Raw genomic sequence first — 20,788 nt, 5'->3', positions numbered from 1 at the left:
TACATGTCGAAATTTTTTATCGACCGTCCCATTTTCGCCTGGGTAATTGCCCTGGTGATCATGTTGGTCGGGGCACTGTCGATCCTGAAGTTGCCCATCAACCAATACCCGGCCATCGCGCCAACCGCCATTGATATCCAGGTGACCTACCCAGGCGCATCCGCACAAACCGTGCAGGACACCGTGGTACAGGTCATCGAGCAGCAGCTCAACGGTATCGACAACCTGCGTTATGTGGCCTCGGACAGTAACTCCGACGGCAGCATGACCATCACCGCGACGTTCAACCAGGGTACCAACCCGGACATCGCCCAGGTGCAGGTGCAGAACAAGCTGAACCTGGCGACCCCATTGCTGCCGCAAGAAGTGCAGCAGCAGGGGATCCGTGTGACCAAGTCGGTGAAGAACTTCCTGATGGTGATCGGCCTGGTGTCCGAAGACGGCACCATGACCAAGGATGACCTGTCCAACTACATCGTCTCCAACATCCAGGACCCGATTTCCCGGACTTCTGGCGTGGGCGACTTCCAGGTCTTCGGTTCCCAGTACGCCATGCGTATCTGGCTGGACCCGGCCAAGTTGAACAACTTCCAGATGACCCCGGTGGATGTCAGCACCGCCGTACAGGCACAGAACGTACAGGTGGCCACTGGCCAACTGGGCGGCCTGCCCGCCCTGCCCGGTACTCAGCTGAACGCCACGATCATTGGCAAGACCCGCCTGCAAACCGCCGAGCAGTTTGAAAAAATCCTGCTGCGCGTGAATGCCGACGGCTCCCAAGTGCGCCTGGGCGATGTCGCCCGTGTCGAACTGGGCGGCCAGAACTACAGCATCAGTGCACAGTTCAACGGCAAGCCGGCTTCCGGCATGGCGATCAAGCTGGCATCCGGCGCCAACGCCCTGGACACCGCCAAGGCCATCCGTGCCACGGTCGCGTCCCTGGAGCCGTTCTTCCCGCCGGGCATGAAAGCCGTGGTCCCGTATGACACCACGCCGGTGGTGACCGAATCGATCTCCGGGGTAGTCGATACCCTGGTCGAGGCGATCATCCTGGTGTTCCTGGTGATGTACCTGTTCCTGCAGAACTTCCGCGCCACCATCATTACCACCATGACGGTACCGGTGGTATTGCTGGGTACATTCGGCATCCTCGCGGCCTTCGGCTTCACCATCAACACCCTGACCATGTTCGGCATGATCCTGGCCATCGGCTTGCTGGTAGACGACGCCATCGTGGTGGTAGAAAACGTCGAACGGGTAATGGCCGAGGAACACCTGTCGCCCAAGGAGGCGACGGTCAAGTCCATGGAGCAAATCCAGGGGGCCCTGGTGGGTATCGCCCTGGTGCTGTCGGCGGTTCTGCTGCCGATGGCATTCTTCGGCGGTTCCACAGGGGTGATCTATAAACAGTTCTCCATCACCATTGTGTCGGCAATGGCGCTTTCGGTACTGGTTGCACTGATCTTCACCCCGGCGCTGTGCGCTACCATGCTCAAGCCAATCGACCCTGAGAAGCACGGCCAGCCCAAGCGCGGTTTCTTCGGCTGGTTCAACCGCACCTTCGACCGTAGCGTACTGAGCTACGAGCGCGGCGTGGGCAACATGATCAAGCACAAGGCGCCTTCATTCCTGGTGTACCTGATCATCTTCGCCGGCATGATCTGGTTGTTCACCCGCATTCCAAGTGCGTTCCTGCCCGAGGAAGACCAGGGCGTGATCTTCGCCCAGGTGCAGACGCCGGTTGGCTCTTCGGCAGAACGAACCCAAGTGGTCATCGACGACATGCGTGCGTTCCTGTTGAACGACAAGGAAGGCGAGCCGGGCGAAGGCAAGGCCGTGAAGTCGGTATTTACCGTGAACGGCTTCAACTTCGCCGGTCGTGGCCAAAGCTCGGGCCTGGCGTTCGTCATGCTCAAGCCGTGGGGTGAGCGCGATGCCTCGATGTCGGTATTCGAGGTGGCCAAGCGAGCCCAGGGTTACTTCTTCCAGACCTTCAAGGACGCCATGGTATTTGCCATCGTGCCACCTTCGGTGCTGGAACTGGGTAATGCCACCGGTTTCGACGTATTCCTGCAGGATCAGGGCGGTGTGGGTCACGACGCGTTGATGAACGCACGCAACCAGTTCCTCGGTATGGCCGCGCAAAGCAAGATCCTGGCCGGGGTGCGTCCCAACGGCGTGAACGACGAGCCGCAGTATGAACTGACCATCGATGACGAGAAGGCCAGTGCCCAGGGCATCAGCCTGTCGAGCATCAACCAGACCCTGGCAATTGCCCTGGGTGGCAGCTATATCAACGACTTCATCGACCGCGGTCGGGTGAAGAAGGTCTATATCCAGGGCGATGCGGCTGGCCGTATGTCCCCTGAAGACCTGAACAAGTGGTTCGTACGCGCCAACGACGGGAAGATGGTGCCCTTGTCGGCGATTGCCTCTGGCAGCTGGATATTCGGCTCGCCGAAACTGTCGCGGTACAACGGTGTAGCGGCGATGGAAATCCTGGGTACGCCGGCTCCGGGCTACAGTACCGGTGATGCCATGGCGGAAGTCGAGCGCATCGCCAAGCAACTGCCTGCAGGTGTGGGTTATGCCTGGACCGGCCTGTCATATGAAGAACGCTTGTCGGGATCCCAGGCACCTGCGTTGTACGCCCTGTCGTTGCTGGTAGTATTCCTCTGTCTGGCAGCGTTGTACGAAAGCTGGTCGATCCCGATTGCGGTGGTATTGGTTGTACCGCTGGGCGTGATCGGTGCGCTGATGGCAACCAGCCTGCGAGGACTGTCCAACGACGTGTTCTTCCAGGTGGGGCTGTTGGTGACCGTGGGCCTGGCCTCGAAGAACGCCATCCTGATCGTGGAGTTCGCCAAGGAGCTGCATGAACAGGGCAAGGGCATCGTCGAGGCGGCCATCGAGGCGTCCCGCATGCGTCTGCGTCCGATCATCATGACGTCCATGGCATTCGTCCTCGGCGTACTGCCGCTGGCGATCTCCTCGGGCGCAGGCTCAGGCAGCCAACACGCAATCGGTACCGGGGTAATTGGCGGTATGATCACCGCCACCGTCCTGGCGATCTTCTGGGTGCCACTGTTCTTTGTGACTGTGTCGGCCATAGGCAGCCGGAAAAAAACTGACAAGTCCGATACACCGCAAACTCCTAAAGAGGCTGGCTAATGCGCAAGTCGCTACTTTCCCTGACAGTCACAGCATTTGTGCTCAGTGGCTGCTCGCTGATCCCTGACTATCAGCGTCCCGAAGCGCCAGTCGCCGCCCAGTTCCCACAAGGGCCGGCGTACTCGGCGGCCCAGGCACCGAGCCAGGCCGCTGCCGAGCAGGGCTGGAAGCAGTTTTTCCACGACCCTGCCCTGCAACAGCTGATCCAGGTCGCGCTGGAGAACAACCGTGACCTGCGTGTCGCGGCCTTGAACATCGACGCCTTTGCCGCGCAGTACCGCATCCAGCGTGCCGATCTGTTCCCGGCCGTCGGTGCCAACGGCAGCGGCAGCCGCCAGCGAGTTCCGGCGCGGGCCTCGCAAACCGGCGAATCGAGCATCACCAGCTCCTACTCGGCGACCCTCGGGATCAACGCCTATGAGCTGGACTTGTTCGGCCGGGTGCGCAGCCTGAGCGAAGAAGCGTTGCAGAGGTACTTCGCGACCGAAGAAGCACGCCGCAGCACGCAGATCAGCCTGGTGGCCAGCGTGGCCAATGCCTACCTGACCTGGCAAGCGGACAAGGAACTGCTCAAGCTGACCCAGGAGACGCTGGCGGCCTACGAGCAGAGCTACAAGCTCACTTCGCGCAGCAACGAAGTCGGCGTGGCCTCGGCCCTGGACTTGAGCCAGGCGCGCACCTCGGTTGAAAGCGCCCGTGTGCAACTGGCACGCTACACCCGCCAGGTGGCCCAGGACGAAAACAACCTGACCCTGTTGCTGGGCACCGGCCTGCCGGCGAATCTGGCCACACAGCCACTGTCCGACGACCTGTTGAGCGAAGTACCCGCAGGCCTGCCTTCGGACCTGCTGCAACGTCGTCCCGACATCCTGCAGGCCGAGCACAACCTCAAGGCTGCCAACGCCAACATCGGCGCCGCGCGGGCGGCGTTCTTCCCGAGCATCAGCCTGACCGCCAATGCCGGGACCCTGAGCCCGGACCTCGGTGGCCTGTTCAAGGGCGGCTCGGGCACCTGGTCGTTCGCGCCGCAGATCAACATCCCGATCTTCAACGCCGGTAGCCTGCGCGCAAGCCTGGACTACTCGAAGATCCAGAAAGAGATCAACGTCGCGACCTACGAGAAGTCGATCCAGACCGCGTTCCAGGAAGTCTCCGACGGCCTGGCGGCACGTGCGACCTACAACCAGCAGTTGCAGGCCCAGCGTGATTTCGTCGCGGCCAACCAGGACTACTACCGTCTGGCCGAACGCCGCTACCGTATCGGGGTCGACAGCAACCTGACCTTCCTCGATGCCCAGCGCCAGCTGTTCGGTGCCCAGCAAACGCTGATCACCGACCGCCTGGCCCAACTGACCAGCGAAGTGACCTTGTACAAGGCCCTCGGCGGCGGTTGGAACCAACAGACGGCGAAGAATGAACCCGTGAAAGAAGAAGCGCCAAAGCTCAAGTTGTTCTGATCGGCGTAGCGACACATGAAGCCCACCTTTTGGTGGGCTTTTTCATGGGTGTACAGTTGCGTTCGATCACCGCCCAGAACCCGCCCTCCCCCAATTGAATCACCCCGGCAACGCCACGCACCATGGCCCGCACCTGAAAACCACCAATAACAACAGGTCCCACGCCATGAGCACGTTGCCCCCTCGCCGGCTATTGCTGGCTATCGCTGTCGCCAACCTTGCCCTCCCCGTTATCGCCGAGGAACATGGTTTTCTGGAGGATGCCAGCGCCAACCTCAACCTGCGTAACTTCTTCTTCAACCGCAATTTCACCCACCCAACCAAGGCCCAGGGCGGCGCGCAGGAGTGGACGCAGAGCTTTATCCTCGACGCCAAGTCCGGCTTCACCCAGGGCACCATGGGTTTCGGGGTGGATGTGCTGGGCCTGTACGCGCAAAAGCTCGACGGCGGCGGCGGCTCCGGCGGCACCCAGTTACTGCCCCTGGATCACGATGGCCGACCGGCCGACCACTTCGGCCGCCTGGGTGTGGCGTTCAAGGCGCGGTTTTCCAGGACCGAATTGAAAGTCGGCGAGTGGATGCCGGTGTTGCCGATCCTGCGTGCGGACGATGGCCGTTCCCTGCCGCAAACCCTGCGCGGCGGGCAGGTCACCGCCAAGGAAATCGACGGCCTGACCCTGTATGGCGGCCAGTTCCGCGCCAACAGCCCGCGTGACGACAGCAGCATGACGGACATGTCGATGTTCGGTAAAACCGCCTTCACGTCCGATCGCTTCAACTTCCAGGGCGCCGAATATGCCTTCAACGACAAGCGCACCCAGGTCGGCGTGTGGAATGCCCAGCTCAAGGACATCTACCGCCAGCAATTCCTGAACCTGATCCACAGCCAGCCTGTGGGCGACTGGACCCTGGGCGCCAACCTGGGTTTCTTCTACGGCAAGGATGACGGCGGCGCCCGTGCCGGCAAGCTGGACAACAAGACCTGGTCCGGCCTGTTCTCTGCCAGGTATGGCGGCAGCACCTTCTACATCGGCCTGCAAAAACTCAGCGGCAACAGCGCGTGGATGCGGGTCAATGGCACCAGCGGCGGCACCCTGGCCAACGATAGCTTTAACGCCAGCTATGACAACGCCCGGGAAAAATCCTGGCAGGTGCGCCATGACTACAACTTCGCCACACTCGGCGTGCCGGGGCTGACCCTGATGAACCGCTACATCAGTGGCAGTAATGTCCACACCGCCACCGTCAGCGACGGCAAGGAATGGGGTCGGGAAAGCGAAGTAGGCTACACCGTGCAAAGCGGCAGCCTGAAGAACCTCACCCTGCGCTGGCGCAATTCCAGCCTGCGCCGGGACTACAACAATAACGAGTTCGATGAAAACCGGCTGATCGTCAGTTACCCGATAAGTCTGCTGTAGCCCCGCGACACTCTTACTGTATGGTGCGCGCCTGCCGCTGCTGATCCCACTCGGCAGCGGCCTTTACTTGAGCCCGCGAACACCATGAAGCTCCCTGCCCTCGCTACCACCCTGCTCGTCCTGGCACTTTGCCTCAGCGGCTGCATCGGCGCACCCGTGGCGTTGACGCCACTGACCGAACAACGCCTGCAAACCCAGGCACCGATCCGCTTCCTGCTGACTTTCGACGACGGCCCCAGCGCCTCGGGCTACGCCAACCCCAGCCGCTCGGTCATCAAGGACTTGGCCGACAACCCTGTGCAGCCGGGAATCAAGGCGATTTTCTTTTTGCAAACTGACGCCTGGCGCGCCGGCGGCAGCCCGCGCGGGCGCAAAACCATGGTGCGTGAGCATGCCAGCGGGCATATCCTGGCCTTTCACACCGCCACCCGCTGGCACAGCAACCATCGCCTGATGAATGACACTGACCTGGCCAACACCCTGAGCCAGGGCGCCACGACGATTGCCTCGATCACCGGCACTGCGCCGAGCCTGGTACGCCCGCCCTTCTGGAACTACGACAAGCGCACCTTCGCCGCCTATCAGCGCCAGGGCCTGCATATCCTGCTCACCGACTTGAGTGCCAATGACGGCAAGATCTGGGGTTTCAATGCCAGCCCCCGGCGCCGGGCCAACCTGCTGCGCCAGTTGTCGCTGGTACGCGAGCGCATTGCCCTTGGCGAACTGCCAACCGTGGACGGGGTCATTCCAGTGGTGGTGACCTTTCACGACATCAACCGCTACACCGCCCGACACCTGCAGGAATACCTGCAAATCCTGATGGACAGCGCCCAGGCCAGTGGCCTGAAGACCGCCACCGAGCCGTTCTACACCGACCGTGCCGCACTGGCACGCGCGGCCCAGGCGCGTACGGTGAAAGACGCCAACGAAGTGGTGCACCTGCCGGGAGTCTGGAACTGGGTGTGGGATGCCGACGCCCACTGAACAACCTGGGACATCCAGGCTTTCATGGGGGAATTTTCGAGCTTCAGCGAGGCTGTGGTGCTACAGCAGCACCATATCGCCTGCCTCGCCGGCAAGCCAGCTCCCGCATGGGATCAGTCTTTTTGTCGGGACTCCACGCCCAGCTCGTCCCATACCGACTCCGCCAGGTGAAACGTCGCATTGGCCGCCGGGATCCCACAATAGATCGCGCTCTGCATCAGCACTTCCTTGATCTCGGCGCGCGTCACGCCATTGCTGGCGGCAGCGCGCAGGTGCAGTTTCAGTTCCTCGCTGCGGTTCATGCCGATCAGCATGGCAATGGTGATCAGGCTGCGGGTATGCCGGGACAGGCCCGGGCGGGTCCAGATATCACCCCAGGCGTGACGGGTGATCATCTCCTGAAACTCGCTGTTGAACTCGGTCAGGGTATTGAGGCTGCGCTCGACATGAGCATCGCCCAACACTTCACGGCGGACCTTGAGGCCCTCGGCATAACGTTGTTTCTCGTCCACAAAAACGCCCTCAGCGAGCCAGCAGGAAGGTCAGCACCCGGTCGCTGAACGCAGCCCCGGCTTGTACGTTGGACAGATGCGCAGCGTAGAACTCGGCGTACTCGGCGCCCGCGACATGCTCCTGGATAAAGTGCCCGCCAGCCGGTGGGGTGACGGCATCTTCAGTGCCGGCAATCACCAACGTCGGTACCTTGATAGATGCCAGTTGCTCACGCAGATCCGCATCGCGCACCGCGCCACAGTTGGCGGCATAGCCCTGGGGCGATGTGGCCGCGAGCATGTCGGTAATGCGTTTGGCCTGGTCGGGATGAGCCTCGGCAAAGTCGGCCGTAAACCAGCGTGCAATCGAGGCATCGCGCAAACCCACCATGGCCGCCTGGCCATCGCGCAGGACCATTTCGATCCGTGGGTTCCAGATTTGCGGGGTGCCGATCTTGGCCGCCGTGTTGCACACCACCAGCTTGTGCAAGCGCTCACCGGCATTGATACCCAGCCACTGGCCAATCAACCCGCCCATGGACAGGCCGCAGAAATGCGCACGCGGGATAGCCAATGCATCCAGCAGCGCCAGCACATCACGGCCCAGTTGCTCAATACTGTAGGGCCCTTCGGTGACCAGGGATTTGCCGTGGCCACGGGTGTCCAGGCGCAGTACCCGAAAATGCTCGGTAAAGGCCGGCATCTGGGTATCCCACATATGTAAGTCGGTGCCCAGCGAGTTGGACAGCACCAGGACCGGCGCGCCTTCAGGGCCTTCCAGTTGGTAGTTCAGTTCGCCATCGGCGAGTCGTACAAATCCCACAGCAGCCTCCTCAGGCAGACAATGCATCGTGTTCAGCCACGGCGCGGCGGACCCAGGTCTGTGCCTGGCCCAGGTAATGCGCCGGGTCCAGCAGGCGATCCAATTCCACCGCCGACAGCTCAGCGGTGACTTGCGGCTCATCGGCCAATACCGCGCGCAAATGGCGCTGCTCGGCGACCGCGCGTCTACAGCACTGCTCCAGCAAGTGATGAGCGGTTTCACGGCCCAGGCGTTGGGCAAGCACGATGCTGACGGCTTCGGCCAATACCAGGCCGTGGGTCAGGTCGAGATTGTTGCCCATACGCTGCGGGTTCACTTCCAGCCCTTCACTCAGCAGCAGCGCCTGATGCAAGGCACCGGACACCAGGCGGCAGATCTCGGGCAGGGTTTCCCATTCGGCGTGCCACAGGCCCAGGCTGCGTTCATGCTCCTGGGGCATGGCAGTGAACATCGTCGCCACCAACCCCGGCACCCGCGTGGCGGCACTGATCAGCACTGCAGCGCCGACCGGGTTGCGCTTGTGCGGCATGGTCGAGGAACCGCCCTTGCCCGGTGCGCAAGGCTCGAACACTTCCGCCGCCTCCGTCTGCATCAGCAGGCTGATATCCCGCCCCAGCTTGCCCAGGCTGCCGGCGATCAGGCCCAGGGTGCTGGCGAACTCCACCAGGCGGTCGCGCTGGGTGTGCCAGGGTTGTTCGGGCAGCGTCAGTTGCAATTCCGCCGCCAGGGCGTGCGCCACTGGCATGGCCTGTTCGCCCAGTGCGGCCAATGTGCCGGACGCCCCCCCAAATTGCAGGACCAGCAGGCGCGGCTTCAGCTCCACCAGCCGTTGACGGCTACGGGTTACCGCCCCCAGCCAACCGGCGATTTTCATCCCCAGGGTGACCGGCGTTGCATGTTGCAACCAAGTGCGCCCGGCCATTGGCACGTCGGCATAGCGCTGCGCCTGGGTGGCAAGCACGGCGCCCAGCCGGGCCAGGTCCGTGTCGATCAGCTCCAGCGCCCGTCGCAGTTGCAGCACCAGGCCGGTGTCCATTACATCCTGGCTGGTGGCGCCCAGATGCACATAGCGCTCGGCGCCGGCGTCTTCACTGGCAATCAACTTGCCCAGCGCCTTTACCAACGCAATCGCCGAATTGCCCGCCGTGGCAATCGCCACGCCAAGGGCATCCACGTCGTACAACGAGGCCAGGCACGCCTGGGCAATCGGCGCGACGGCTGCCTGCGGGATCAACCCGACCCGGGCCTGGGCCCGGGCCAATCCGGCTTCAAAATCCAGCATGCCCTGCAGGCGGCCCTGGTCACAGAACACCTCGGCCATGCTGTCGGCGGTGAAGTAAGCGTCGAACAATTGGTTGCTCGTGCGCAGCGTCATAACTCATCCCTTACAGATCGTGGTGCAAGTACTCAGCCTGTTTCGGCAGGCGCAGGCTGAACAGGAACGCAATGGCCATCATGCCGGTCACGTACCAGTAGAAGGTGTTTTCCAGGCCGATGGACTTCAGGCCCAGGGCCACGTACTCCGCCGAACCGCCGAAGATTGCGTTGGCCACCGCATAGGCCAGGCCCACACCGAGGGCGCGCACTTGGGGTGGGAACATTTCCGCTTTCACCAGGCCACTGATGGAGGTGTAGAAACTGACAATCGCCAGCGCCAGGGTAATCAGCACAAAGGCCAGGAACGGGCTGGTCACGGTTTTCAGGGTCAGCAGGATCGGCACCGTGCACAACGTGCCGAGGGCACCGAACCAGAGCATCGAGTTGCGGCGGCCGATCTTGTCCGAGAGCATGCCGAACAGTGGCTGCATGCACATATAGAGGAACAGCGCGCCGGTCATGATGTAGCTGGCGGTCTTGGCATGCATGCCGGCGGTGTTCACCAGATACTTCTGCATGTAAGTGGTAAAGGTATAGAAAATCAGCGAGCCGCCGGCGGTGTAGCCGAGCACGGTGATAAACGCGGCCTTGTGATCGCGAAACAGCGCGGCAATGCTGCCGGCGTCCTTGTTTTCACGCATTTCCTTGCTGGTGGTTTCTTTCAGGGAACGGCGCAGCAACAGCGAAATCACCGCCGCCACGGCCCCGATCACAAACGGAATGCGCCAGCCCCAGGCCCGCAGTTCGTCTTCGGTGAGCAGTTGTTGCAGGATCACCACCACCGACACCGCCAGCAGTTGCCCGCCGATCAGGGTCACGTATTGGAATGAGGCAAAGAAGCCGCGCTGGCCCTTGAGTGCGACTTCGCTCATGTAGGTCGCCGTGGTGCCGTACTCGCCCCCCACCGACAGCCCCTGGAACAAGCGCGCCACCAGCAGCAGGGCCGGCGCCCAGGCGCCGATATCCTTGTAGGTCGGCAGAAACGCGATGACCAGCGAGCCGGCACACATCATCAGCACCGAAATCATCATCGAATTCTTGCGCCCGTGCTTGTCGGCCACCCGGCCAAACAGCCAGCCCCCGATGGGGCGCATCAGAAAGCCGGCGGCGAACACGCCTGCGGTGTTGAGCAGTTGCACGGTGGGGTCGTCGGAGGGGAAAAACGCCGGGGCAAAGTAGATGGCGCAGAAGGCGTAGACGTAGAAGTCGAACCATTCGACCAGGTTGCCGGAAGAGGCGCCGACAATCGCAAAAATCCGTTTGCTGCGTTCTTCTCCGGTGTAGTGACTGGTGTTAGTTGTCATGTTGTTTTCACTCGTGGGGAACGGGTTAGAGTCTAGACATACTTTGCAACAACCTCGTTCCGCAAGCAGACCTTGGAATATGTGTTGCCGGTAAGGGCCTCTTCGCGAGCAAGCCCGCTCCCACATGGGAACGCGGCCAGCCTGTGGGAGCGGGCTTGCTCGCGATAAATTTCAAGCCAACTCAGTAATCGAAAAACACCGTCTCTTCATCTGTCCCCTGCAGCACCACGTTCCACTGATAAACCCCCGACGCATCCGCCTTGGCCACCAAGGTCCGCCGCCGCTCCGCCGGCACACACGCCAGCAACGGGTCATCGCCATTGGCCGCCTCGCCCTCGAAATAAATCCGCGTCAGCAAGTGCTTCACCAGGCCGCGGGCAAACACCAGCACCACCAGATGCGGTGCCTGGGTCGTGCCCCGGAGACCCGGCACACTGCCCGGCTTGATGGTGCTGAAGCGAAAACGCCCCTGCGCGTCCACCGGCACCCGGCCAAAGCCTTCGAAGTTGGGGTCCAGGGCTTTGTCCTGGTCATCCTCGGGGTGGTCATATTTGCCGGCAGCGTTGGCTTGCCAGACTTCCAGCATGGCATCGTTGACCACATCGCCGTTGCCATCCACCACCTGCCCGGTGATCGCCACGCGCTCGCCGAGGGCACCAGCATCGGCCAGGTCTTCGCGGTTCAGCCAGGACAGGCCGATGTGATAGTACGGCCCGACGGTGTGGGACGTGGTTGCATTGAGGGTCATGTCATTTCTCCATCGGCGTGGCGTCGCGGCCGCGCAGGACGATGTCCCAGCGGTAGCCGAGGGCGTAGTGCGGCACGGTCTTTTCCAGGTCGAAACGGGCGATCAGGCGTTCCTTGGCCGAGGTGTCGGGCACGCAGTTATAAATCGGGTCGTAGGCCAGCAGCGGGTCGCCGGGGAAGTACATCTGGGTCACCAACCGCGTCAGCACACTGGGACCGAACAGCGAGAAGTGGATGTGCGCGGGGCGCCAGGCGTTGTGGTGATTGCCCCACGGATAGGCGCCGGGCTTGATGGTCTGGAACTGGTACCAACCGTCGGCATCGGTCACGGTGCGGCCAGTGCCCGTGAAGTTCGGGTCCAGGGGCGCGTCGTGCTGGTCGCGCTTGTGGTTGTAGCGACCGGCGGCGTTGGCCTGCCAGATCTCGACCAATATGCCCGGCACCGGCAGGCCGTTTTCATCCAGTACCCGACCGTGAATGATGATGCGCTCGCCTTGGGGTTCACCCGCGTGCTGGGCGGTCAAGTCGTTGTCGCGCTCGGCAATGCGTTCGGCGCCAAGGGTCGGGCCGGTGATTTCCGACAGCGAATGGGGCAAAAACACCAGCGGCCTGGACGGCGAACGCAAGTTCGTCGACTGGTACGCCGGGTGCAGGTAATCAGGCTGAGTCCCTGCTTGCGGACGCCGGTATCCGGGCTTGTCACTCATGGAGCAATCCTCTTTGTTCTTGTAGGTCTCAAACGCGTTCAATCGCCAGGGCCAGGCCTTGGCCAACGCCGACACACATAGTCGCCAGCCCTGTGCGACCGCCGGTTTTTTCCAGTTGATGCAGTGCGGTCAGCACCAGTCGCGCACCGCTCATGCCCAACGGATGGCCCAGGGCAATCGCGCCACCGTTGGGATTGACCTGGGGTGCATCGTCCGCCAGGCCCAATTCACGCAGCACCGCCAAGCCCTGGCTGGCGAAGGCTTCGTTGAGCTCGATCACATCAAAGTCGCTGACAGCCAGGCCCAGGCGCTCGGCCAGCTTGCGCACCGCAGGCACTGGACCGATGCCCATCACACGAGGCTCGACCCCGGCGCTGGCCATGCCCAACACGCGGGCGCGGGCGGTCAGGCCGTGCTTTTTTACCGCTTCGGCGCTGGCCAGAATCAAGGCTGCCGCACCATCGTTGACCCCGGACGCATTGCCGGCGGTGACGGTCTTGTCCGGGCCATTGACGGGTTTGAGCCTGGCCAGGGTTTCGAGGGTCGTGTCGGCGCGTGGGTGTTCGTCGTGTTCAACCAGGGTCTCGCCTTTTTTATGGGCAACCCGTACCGGCACGATTTCTTGCGCGAAGAATCCAGCGGCCTGGGCAGCGGCAGTGCGTTGCTGGCTGCGCAAGGCAAAGGCATCCTGGTCGGCGCGGGAAACCTGGTAGTCATCGGCCACGTTGTCGGCGGTCTGCGGCATGGCATCGACGCCGTACTGGGCCTTCATCAAGGGGTTGATAAAACGCCAGCCAATGGTGGTGTCTTCCAGCTTCATTGCGCGCGAGAACGCGGCGTCGGCCTTGCCCATCACGAACGGCGCACGGGACATCGACTCGACGCCACCGGCAATCGCCAGCTCCATTTCGCCACTGGCGATGGCGCGGAATGCGGTGCCGATGGCGTCCATGCCCGAGGCGCACAGGCGATTGAGGGTCACGCCAGGGATGCTCGGCGCCAGGCCAGCCAGCAGCGCGGCCATGCGCGCCACGTTGCGGTTGTCTTCGCCGGCCTGGTTGGCACAACCGAGGAACACTTCGTCGACTGCGCTCCAGTCCACCGACGGGTTGCGCGCCATCAGGGCCTTGATCGGCAAGGCGGCCAGGTCATCGGCGCGCACGGTGGACAGGCCGCCGCCGAAACGGCCGATGGGGGTCCGGATGGCATCACAGATAAACACGTCGCGCATCAGGCTTCTCCTGGGGTTTGGCCGTGGGCCGCAGCCGTACGGGCTTCAAGGTCGCGCAAGGCATTGAGTTCAATCTCGGAGGGCTCGGCGCTGGTGCCGAGTTGATCGGCAAAGCGCACAGCCCAACCGGTAGCCGCGATCACTTGTTCACGAGTAACGCCGGGATGCAGGGCGGTGACCACAAATTCATGGGTGCCCTCTTCCGGCTCCATGATGCACAGGTCGGTAATGATCCCCACTGGGCCAGCACCCGGCAGGCCGAGACGCTTGCGCGAGTCGCCGCCTTCGCCATGGCCGACTGAGGTGATGAAGTCCAGTTTGTCGACAAACGAACGGGACGACTGCTTGAGGATGATCAGCACGCTCTTGGCGGACCCGGCGATTTCCGGCGCGCCACCGGCACCCGGCAGGCGCACCTTGGGCTGGTGATAGTCACCGACCACCGTGGTGTTGATATTGCCGAAACGGTCGACCTGGGCCGCGCCGAGAAAACCCACGTCAATGCGCCCGCCTTGCAGCCAGTAGCGAAAAATCTCACCGGTGGGCACCACGGTATCGGCGGTTTCCGCCAACTCGCCGTCGCCAATGGACAGCGGCAGTACCGACGGCTTGGCGCCAATAGGGCCGGACTCGTAGATCAACACCACATCCGGCGAAGACGTCAGGCGTGCCAGGTTGGCGGCCTTGGACGGCAGGCCGATACCGACGAAGCACACCGAACCATTCTTCAGGCGGCGTGCAGCGGCAACGGTCATCATTTCATTGGTCGAGTAAGTCATTACTTGGCCTCCTGCGCGGCAGCCAGCTTGGCCTGGAATTGACTGAAGTCGGTGGTGCCATGGATGTATTCATCAATCCAGGCAGTAAACGTCCCACGATCCCGAGCGATCGGGTCCCAGGCTTGGTAGAACCGATTGTCACGCTCGGTGTAACCGTGGGCGTAGGACGGGTGCGCACCACCGGGCACATGACACACCCCCGTCAGAGCCCAGGTCGGCAGCACGCAGGCGTTCATCGGTGCATTGAGGTCATCGACGATTTCTTCGACGGTGACAATGCAGCGCTTGGCCGCCAATGCCGCCTCCTTCTGTACCCCGAGAATCCCCCACAACAGCACGTTGCCCTTGCGGTCGGCCTTTTGCGCGTGGATCACGGTGATGTCCGGGCGCACTGACGGCACCGCTGCCAGCACTTCACCCGTGAAGGGGCAGGTCACGGTCTTGATCAACGGGTTGACCTTGGGCAAGTCAGAACCGGCATACGCCCGCAGCACGGCGAACGGCAGGCCGGAAGCGCCAGCCACGTAGGCGTTGGCCAGGTCGGCATGGCTGTGCTCCTCGATCTCCAACGGGTGCGGCCATTGCTTCTCGACCGCATCTCGCAGGCGATGCAGGGAACCCACGCCAGGGTTGCCCCCCCAGGAGAAAATCAACTTGCGCGCACAGCCGGCCCCGATCAATTGGTCGTAGATCAGGTCGGGGGTCATGCGGACCAGCGTCAGGTCTTTCTTGCCCTGACGAATGATTTCATGACCTGCTGCTGTAGGGATCAGGTGGGTAAAGCCTTCGAGCGCGACGGTATCGCCGTCATTGACGAACTGCTTTACCGCATCAGCCAGCGAAAGGATTTCAGCCATGGGGTTGGGCTCCCGATGTAGGTCGAAAAAGGCGCTGGAGGCAGCGCCGACGTGCTTGAAGAGTAAGCCGGGGTCTGGAGCCAAACAATCCGATAATCGACTAATCGTTCGATAATCGAACATATTGTTGCTTGGCTAACATTCCGCTAAACACCCCTGAATTCAATGTGAGCACCGTCCATGTGGGAGCGGGCTTGCTCGCGAAGGCGGCGTGTCAGTCAACACATTTTGTCCTGAGCCACCGCCTTCGCGAGCAAGCCCGCTCCCACACTTTTAAAGCGTGCCGGCTTTAAGTCTCAGGTGGCATCCGCATGACTAACCAGGCCTTTGATCAATACCGCAGTGGTGGCCAATGCAGCCGGAATTACCAACGCCGTCAGCACCTGCTCGAAGTTCCAGCCCAACCCCAGCAGCGTGGCGCCCATCCACGCGCCAAGGATCGCGCCAAAACGCCCGATCCCCAGCATCCACGAAACCCCAGTGGCCCGCCCCTGGGTCGGGTAAAACCGCGCAGCCAGCGAAGGCATGGCCGATTGCGCACCGTTGACGCACATCCCGGCGATCAACACCAGGGTCGCCAGGAGGGTGATATTGCCCAGGCTCTGGCCCACGGCGTAGGCAAACACCCCTGCCAACAGGTAGAACGTGCCGATAACCTTGTGCGGATTGAACCGGTCCATGGCCCAACCCACGCCCACGGCACTGAGTACGCCACCCAACTGGAACAACGCGCCAATGAACGCCGCCTGTTCCATGCTGGCACCGCTGTCGCGCATCAGGGTCGGCAACCAACTGGTCAGCAGGTACACGATCACCAGGCCCATGAAGTAGGTGAGCCACAACAACAGGGTGCCGGCGCTGTAGGTACCGGAAAAGATTACCGCGAACACGTTGCGTGCCTTGACGGTTTTCTGTTCCGGGACGCTGAAGCTCGCGGCCTGGGCGACGGTGGCCGGATCAATGGGTGCCAGAGCCTTGCGCACTTTGTCCGTCCCGCGATTGCGCACCACCAGGTAGCGCGCCGACTCCGGCAACCACAGCACCAGCACGCCCACCAGGATCAAGGGCAGGATGCCGCCGATCATCAGTAGGCTGTGCCAGCCGAACATCGGGATCAGCTTGGCCGAGATAAACCCGCCGCCGGCCATGCCCAGGTTGAAGCCGCAGAACATGCTGGTCACCAGCAACGACTTGTGACGTTCCGGGGTGTATTCGGACAACAGGGTCGTGGCGTTCGGCATACCGGCGCCCAGGCCCAGGCCAGTGAGAAAACGCAGGACCAGCAACTGGTCGACGCTGGTGCTGTAGGCCGACGCCAGACTGAAAGCGCCAAACACCAGCACGGCGCCTACCAGCACCACCTTGCGGCCAAAACGGTCGGCCAAGGGGCCTGAACCCAGGGCACCAAACACCATGCCGATCAACGCCGCACTCATCACCGGGCCAAGGCTGGCACGGTCGATCCCCCAATCCTGGGACAGCGCTGGCGCAATAAAACCCATGGCCGCCGTATCCAGGCCGTCGAGAAAGACAATCAGGAAACACAGGATCACCACCCGCCACTGATAGCGGGACAGCGGTTGCGCATTGATAAAGGACTGCACGTCCAGGCACGTACCAACAGAAGGCGAAGGCTGATTCATTATTTTTTCCACACTGATGGCAGCGGACGACGGCGAGTCGTCAATGCTATGGGGGCGAAACCAGAACGGCGGCAGTAGATGCCATCGCGGCCCGTTACGCTGCCGCGACATTAATAAGCCAGGGGAAACACCGTCAATTCGTCAAACCGGGATCTGTGCGGTCACCGAACAGCTTAGGCAAACAACTGGGCACTCAGCTCCTGGCTGGCGCTCAGCATGCTCGGCAGGAAGCGCTGTTCCAGCTCGCTGCGGCTGACCCGGCCGGCATGGGTACTGACATTGAGCGCGGCCAACACCTGGCCGGACGCGTCATACACCGGCACGGCAATGGAGCGCAGGCCCTGCTCCAGCTCCTGGTCCACGATGCACCAGCCCTGTTGCCGAACCTGTTGCAGGCATTCAAGCAGAGCCTCGGGCGTGGTCAGGGTGCGGCTGGTCTTGGTTTGCAGGTCGGCATGATCGAGGTAGTCCTGCAGCGACGCATCATCCAGGGCAGCCAGCAGGATCCGTCCCATGGAGGTGCAATAGGCTGGCAGCCGGCCACCCACCGAGAGATCCACCGAGATCAGGCGCTGGGTCGTGGCCGAACGGGCGATGTAAAGGATGTCGTCGCCTTCCAGGGTTGCCATGTTGCAGGCCTCGTGAAGCTGCTCGCTCATGCGGTCCAGGTAGGGCTGGGCAGAAACCGCCAGGGGGGTGGAAGACAAATAGGCATGCCCCAGGGTCAGGACCTTGGGCAGCAGGGAGTAGGTGCGCCCGTCCGTGGTGGCGTAGCCGAGTTTGATCAACGTATGCAGGCAACGCCTGACAGCAGCGCGGGGGATTTCTGTGCGATGACTGATCTGGGCGATGGTCAAGTGCCGCTTGCGCTCCTGGAAAGCCTGCACTACGGCCAGCCCACGGGCCAGGGAGGTCATGAAATCCGGATCGCCAGTAAACGCCTGGATGCGCTTGGCCGGTGACGCAACGATCGGCGGCGCCACTGAGGCAAAGGAGTTGCGCAATTGATCGTTCATTTCAGGTCCTTTCTCTTATTGTCGATCACCATTACAAGCCGGCAGGCAACGGATGCACAAGGCAAGGGCGCCAACATTGGGCGATTATCGGACGGTGATTCGGTAATCGCAATTCGTTAATGGAGTAGACCAGGCGCAGCGGCATTGAATTAATTAACGCCAAAACTACTTTCAACTGTCACATACAGGTTATTAACCAAGTGATGCCAAGTTCTCGACACTATTGAACTGCCCTCCACTCGGCAAAGTTGACGATTTTTAACTTGTTGGCGATAGTCTTATTCAAATGCACCGCTATAATGTACCCTGTGATAAGGTCCGGTTGGCCTGGCGTGATCTACGATCCCGCCCAACCTAGCCTTTGCCTTGTCCAGGCCTGGGTCGCAAGTCCCCAGCCCCAAAAAGAAAACTGTTGCTACGACAGCTGTTCTTCCCCGGTGCCGTGGCCGCGTGTAATAAAGAAGTGGTAGAACGTTGCCCCTTCCTGATATCGCGCTTCACCGGAATCAAACTCAACTCAATTAGGTAACAATGTGACGAAAGACGAACTGCGCGCGGAACTTGAGCGCCAGGAACAACGTTACAAGGATGTTTACGGCGGGGAAGTCACCACCTACGCCGCCCAACCGGAGCCGGAGCGCAAACCATGGCGCAAACGAGCCAGCCTGCTCGACCAGGCATTTGCCCAGGAAATCCAAAAGATCGAGAAGGACCTCAAGGCCGACGAGCCATAAGCCCATCGGACTGAGCCTTCCAGGCAAGTCATCGCCCTGCCAGCACCTCCTGGCAGGGGCGCTCCAGCCATGCCCGTCAATCGCCAGTCCGGGCATCCTACGAAATTTCATACAATCATTTCAGACTCATCACCTTAATTGTCGCACCTGGCAAAACCCCTTCTATTCTTTGCAAATCAATGAGTTGCCAAACCACCGAAATATCTGGTAGCCGCACCCCTCCTCCAAACTAATTCGTTGAAGAATGTTACCGGCGAGCAGCTAGTGCATCGATTACCAAGGTTTTCTGGCATAATCGCGCCCCCTTACGACCGGGTCATAAAACCTTCATGATCGATTTATTCAGCGGACTGGATGCCTGGGTTCTTGTGAGCCTGTTGCTCGCCCTTGCCTTTGTCCTCGCATTCGAGTTCATCAATGGCTTTCATGACACCGCTAACGCGGTGGCCACAGTCATCTATACCAAAGCGATGCCGCCGCACCTGGCCGTATTCTTTTCCGGGGTGTTCAACTTCCTTGGCGTGTTGCTCGGCGGGGTAGGCGTTGCCTATGCCATCGTGCATCTGCTGCCGGTGGAGTTGCTGATCAATGTGAACACCGGCCATGGTCTGGCCATGGTGTTTTCATTATTAGCCGCCGCTATCACCTGGAACCTCGGCACCTGGTATTTCGGGATCCCGGCATCCAGCTCCCACACCCTGATCGGTTCGATCCTCGGTGTCGGCCTGGCCAATGCCCTGATCAACGACATTCCACTGGCTGACGGGGTCAACTGGCAGAAGGCCATTGATATCGGCGCCTCGCTGGTGTTCTCGCCCATGGCCGGCTTCCTGGTCGCAGCCTTGGTGTTGATCGGCCTTAAGTGGTGGCGTCCGCTGTCGAAGATGCACAAGACACCGGACCAGCGCCGCAAGCTCGACGACAAGAAACACCCGCCGTTCTGGAACCGCCTGGTACTGGTGATTTCCGCAATGGCCGTGAGTTTCGTGCATGGTTCCAACGACGGCCAGAAAGGTATCGGCCTGATCATGCTGGTGCTGATTGGTATCGTGCCCGCACAGTTCGTACTCGATCTGGGCAGCACCACTTACCAGATCGAGCGAACCCGCGACGCCACCCTGCACCTCAACCAGTTCTACCAGCGCAACCACGAAACCCTCGGCGAATTCCTGGCCCTGGGTAAAAGTGTCAGAGACGACCTGCCAGGCAAGTTCCGTTGCAACCCGCAACAGACCGAGCCCACCATCAACGCCCTCCTCGGCACACTCAAGGGTGTCTCTGACTACCGCTCCTTGACGTCCGACCAGCGCATTGAAGTCCGTCGCTACCTGCTGTGCCTGGACGACACCGCGAAGAAAGTCGGCAAGTTGCCTGGCCTTGATTCTCGCGAGAAGTCGGACCTGGAAAAACTGCGCAAGGACCTGACCGCCACCACCGAATACGCCCCCTTCTGGGTAATCCTTGCCGTGGCCCTGGCCCTCGGCCTGGGCACCATGGTGGGCTGGAAACGTGTGGTACTGACCATTGGCGAGAAAATCGGCAAGCAGGGCATGACCTATGCCCAGGGCATGTCGGCACAAATCACCACCGCCACCATGATTGGCTTTGCCAACATCTTCGCCCTGCCGGTTTCCACCACCCACGTACTGTCGTCGGGTGTGGCCGGGACCATGGTCGCGAACAAAAGCGGCCTGCAAGGCGGCACCGTGAAGACCATCCTGATGGCATGGGTGCTGACCCTGCCGGCCACGGTGAGCTTGTCGGCCGCACTGTTCTGGCTGGCGTCCAAGGCATTGGGCAGTTAACAGCCCGCACGATTAAAAAAGGCGTGACCTGCGAGGGTCACGCCTTTTTTATGCGCTGATTTATTGCCCTCCCCTGTAGGAGCCGGCTTGCCGGCGAAAGACTGGAGGGCAACGCGGGACACCAGGCCCACAGCGTTATCGTTGACGATTTTCGCCGGCAAGCCGGCTCCTACGGGGATTGCATTGAAATCGGGGCAAAAAAAAGGGCGACCGAAGTCGCCCAAAATGCCTTGCGTGCTCATGTA

18 protein-coding genes are annotated in these 20,788 nt (G+C 61.6%); 6 read left to right on the top strand and 12 right to left on the bottom strand.

Annotated features, from left to right (window positions below):
- The first annotated feature begins 3 nt into the window (after positions 1-3).
- The 4 genes from HZ99_RS24085 (at position 4) to HZ99_RS24070 (ending at position 7,029) form a co-directional block, all read left to right on the top strand.
- Positions 4-3,171 (top strand): efflux RND transporter permease subunit, encoded by a 3,168-nt coding sequence (locus HZ99_RS24085; RefSeq protein WP_038446557.1) that lies wholly within the window; start codon positions 4-6, stop codon positions 3,169-3,171.
- Positions 3,171-4,628 carry an AdeC/AdeK/OprM family multidrug efflux complex outer membrane factor gene (gene adeC, locus HZ99_RS24080; RefSeq protein WP_038446555.1) on the top strand — a complete coding sequence of 486 codons (1,458 nt, stop codon included), beginning with the start codon at positions 3,171-3,173 and terminating at the stop codon, positions 4,626-4,628. The genes HZ99_RS24085 and adeC overlap by 1 nt, the downstream gene beginning before the upstream one ends.
- Positions 4,629-4,794: 166 nt before the next feature.
- Entirely contained in the window at positions 4,795-6,045 is a 1,251-nt protein-coding gene (locus HZ99_RS24075; RefSeq protein WP_038446554.1) for an OprD family porin, read from the top strand.
- Between the two features lie 84 nt (positions 6,046-6,129).
- A complete protein-coding gene (locus HZ99_RS24070; RefSeq protein ID WP_038446553.1) occupies positions 6,130-7,029 on the top strand; it encodes a polysaccharide deacetylase family protein in 900 nt (299 codons plus the stop codon).
- A gap of 113 nt (positions 7,030-7,142) precedes the next feature.
- On the opposite strand, the gene pcaC is transcribed toward HZ99_RS24070, so the two are convergent.
- The 11 genes from pcaC to pcaR all read right to left on the bottom strand — a co-directional run bounded on the left by pcaC (position 7,143) and on the right by pcaR (position 18,004).
- Positions 7,143-7,541 (bottom strand): 4-carboxymuconolactone decarboxylase, encoded by a 399-nt coding sequence (gene pcaC, locus HZ99_RS24065; protein ID WP_038446552.1) that lies wholly within the window; start codon positions 7,539-7,541, stop codon positions 7,143-7,145.
- Between the two features lie 10 nt (positions 7,542-7,551).
- Complete coding sequence (gene pcaD / locus HZ99_RS24060; protein ID WP_038446551.1) at positions 7,552-8,343, bottom strand: 3-oxoadipate enol-lactonase; 792 nt, start codon at positions 8,341-8,343, stop codon at positions 7,552-7,554.
- A gap of 10 nt (positions 8,344-8,353) precedes the next feature.
- A complete protein-coding gene (locus HZ99_RS24055; RefSeq protein WP_038446550.1) occupies positions 8,354-9,718 on the bottom strand; it encodes a 3-carboxy-cis,cis-muconate cycloisomerase in 1,365 nt (454 codons plus the stop codon).
- A gap of 10 nt (positions 9,719-9,728) precedes the next feature.
- Complete coding sequence (locus HZ99_RS24050; protein ID WP_038446548.1) at positions 9,729-11,024, bottom strand: MFS family transporter; 1,296 nt, start codon at positions 11,022-11,024, stop codon at positions 9,729-9,731.
- A 181-nt stretch (positions 11,025-11,205) separates the two neighbouring features.
- Positions 11,206-11,772 (bottom strand): protocatechuate 3,4-dioxygenase subunit alpha, encoded by a 567-nt coding sequence (gene pcaG / locus HZ99_RS24045; protein ID WP_038446547.1) that lies wholly within the window; start codon positions 11,770-11,772, stop codon positions 11,206-11,208.
- A 1-nt stretch (position 11,773) separates the two neighbouring features.
- The gene (gene pcaH, locus HZ99_RS24040) at positions 11,774-12,478 is read right to left on the bottom strand and encodes a protocatechuate 3,4-dioxygenase subunit beta (RefSeq protein ID WP_038448181.1); all 705 of its coding nucleotides are present in this window, start codon (positions 12,476-12,478) and stop codon (positions 11,774-11,776) included.
- 28 nt (positions 12,479-12,506) lie between these two features.
- Positions 12,507-13,712 carry a 3-oxoadipyl-CoA thiolase gene (gene pcaF / locus HZ99_RS24035; RefSeq protein ID WP_181883244.1) on the bottom strand — a complete coding sequence of 402 codons (1,206 nt, stop codon included), beginning with the start codon at positions 13,710-13,712 and terminating at the stop codon, positions 12,507-12,509.
- On the bottom strand, positions 13,709-14,488 hold the full coding sequence (locus HZ99_RS24030; protein ID WP_038446544.1) for a CoA-transferase subunit beta: 780 nt from the start codon (positions 14,486-14,488) through the stop codon (positions 13,709-13,711). The genes pcaF and HZ99_RS24030 overlap by 4 nt, the downstream gene beginning before the upstream one ends.
- The gene (locus HZ99_RS24025; protein ID WP_038446543.1) at positions 14,488-15,345 is read right to left on the bottom strand and encodes a CoA transferase subunit A; all 858 of its coding nucleotides are present in this window, start codon (positions 15,343-15,345) and stop codon (positions 14,488-14,490) included. Before HZ99_RS24025 ends, HZ99_RS24030 begins: the two co-directional genes overlap by 1 nt.
- Positions 15,346-15,641: 296 nt before the next feature.
- Positions 15,642-16,988 carry an MFS transporter gene (locus HZ99_RS24020; RefSeq protein WP_038446542.1) on the bottom strand — a complete coding sequence of 449 codons (1,347 nt, stop codon included), beginning with the start codon at positions 16,986-16,988 and terminating at the stop codon, positions 15,642-15,644.
- A 173-nt stretch (positions 16,989-17,161) separates the two neighbouring features.
- A complete protein-coding gene (gene pcaR / locus HZ99_RS24015) occupies positions 17,162-18,004 on the bottom strand; it encodes a pca regulon transcriptional regulator PcaR (protein ID WP_029297080.1) in 843 nt (280 codons plus the stop codon).
- A 533-nt stretch (positions 18,005-18,537) separates the two neighbouring features.
- On the opposite strand from pcaR, the gene HZ99_RS24010 reads away from it, so the two are divergent.
- Positions 18,538-18,738: a hypothetical protein gene (locus HZ99_RS24010; protein ID WP_038446541.1), complete on the top strand. Its 201-nt coding sequence runs from the start codon at positions 18,538-18,540 to the stop codon at positions 18,736-18,738.
- Between the two features lie 329 nt (positions 18,739-19,067).
- Positions 19,068-20,543 carry an inorganic phosphate transporter gene (locus HZ99_RS24005; RefSeq protein ID WP_038446540.1) on the top strand — a complete coding sequence of 492 codons (1,476 nt, stop codon included), beginning with the start codon at positions 19,068-19,070 and terminating at the stop codon, positions 20,541-20,543.
- On the opposite strand, the gene HZ99_RS28155 is transcribed toward HZ99_RS24005, so the two are convergent.
- Entirely contained in the window at positions 20,540-20,785 is a 246-nt protein-coding gene (locus HZ99_RS28155; RefSeq protein WP_080727752.1) for a hypothetical protein, read from the bottom strand. The genes HZ99_RS24005 and HZ99_RS28155 overlap by 4 nt on opposite strands.
- Between the last annotated feature and the right edge of the window lie 3 nt (positions 20,786-20,788).

Source organism: Pseudomonas fluorescens (assembly GCF_000730425.1).
Classification (GTDB): Bacteria; Pseudomonadota; Gammaproteobacteria; order Pseudomonadales; family Pseudomonadaceae; genus Aquipseudomonas; species Aquipseudomonas fluorescens_X.
The sequence above is the reverse complement of the archived record's forward strand: the minus strand, read 5'-3'. Positions and strand labels throughout refer to the sequence as shown.

Bases quoted from the DNA above. Each gene is read 5' to 3' on its own strand.
- HZ99_RS24085 (WP_038446557.1), top strand. From the start codon at position 4: ATGTCGAAATTTTTTATCGACCGTCCCATTTTCGCCTGGGTAATTGCC.
- adeC (WP_038446555.1), top strand. From the start codon at position 3,171: ATGCGCAAGTCGCTACTTTCCCTGACAGTCACAGCATTTGTGCTCAGT.
- HZ99_RS24075 (WP_038446554.1), top strand. From the start codon at position 4,795: ATGAGCACGTTGCCCCCTCGCCGGCTATTGCTGGCTATCGCTGTCGCC.
- HZ99_RS24070 (WP_038446553.1), top strand. From the start codon at position 6,130: ATGAAGCTCCCTGCCCTCGCTACCACCCTGCTCGTCCTGGCACTTTGC.
- HZ99_RS24055 (WP_038446550.1), bottom strand. From the start codon at position 9,718: ATGACGCTGCGCACGAGCAACCAATTGTTCGACGCTTACTTCACCGCC.
- HZ99_RS24050 (WP_038446548.1), bottom strand. From the start codon at position 11,024: ATGACAACTAACACCAGTCACTACACCGGAGAAGAACGCAGCAAACGG.
- pcaG (WP_038446547.1), bottom strand. From the start codon at position 11,772: ATGACCCTCAATGCAACCACGTCCCACACCGTCGGGCCGTACTATCAC.
- pcaH (WP_038448181.1), bottom strand. From the start codon at position 12,478: ATGAGTGACAAGCCCGGATACCGGCGTCCGCAAGCAGGGACTCAGCCT.
- HZ99_RS24030 (WP_038446544.1), bottom strand. From the start codon at position 14,488: ATGACTTACTCGACCAATGAAATGATGACCGTTGCCGCTGCACGCCGC.
- HZ99_RS24025 (WP_038446543.1), bottom strand. From the start codon at position 15,345: ATGGCTGAAATCCTTTCGCTGGCTGATGCGGTAAAGCAGTTCGTCAAT.
- HZ99_RS24020 (WP_038446542.1), bottom strand. From the start codon at position 16,988: ATGAATCAGCCTTCGCCTTCTGTTGGTACGTGCCTGGACGTGCAGTCC.
- pcaR (WP_029297080.1), bottom strand. From the start codon at position 18,004: ATGAACGATCAATTGCGCAACTCCTTTGCCTCAGTGGCGCCGCCGATC.
- HZ99_RS24005 (WP_038446540.1), top strand. From the start codon at position 19,068: ATGATCGATTTATTCAGCGGACTGGATGCCTGGGTTCTTGTGAGCCTG.
- HZ99_RS28155 (WP_080727752.1), bottom strand. From the start codon at position 20,785: ATGAGCACGCAAGGCATTTTGGGCGACTTCGGTCGCCCTTTTTTTTGC.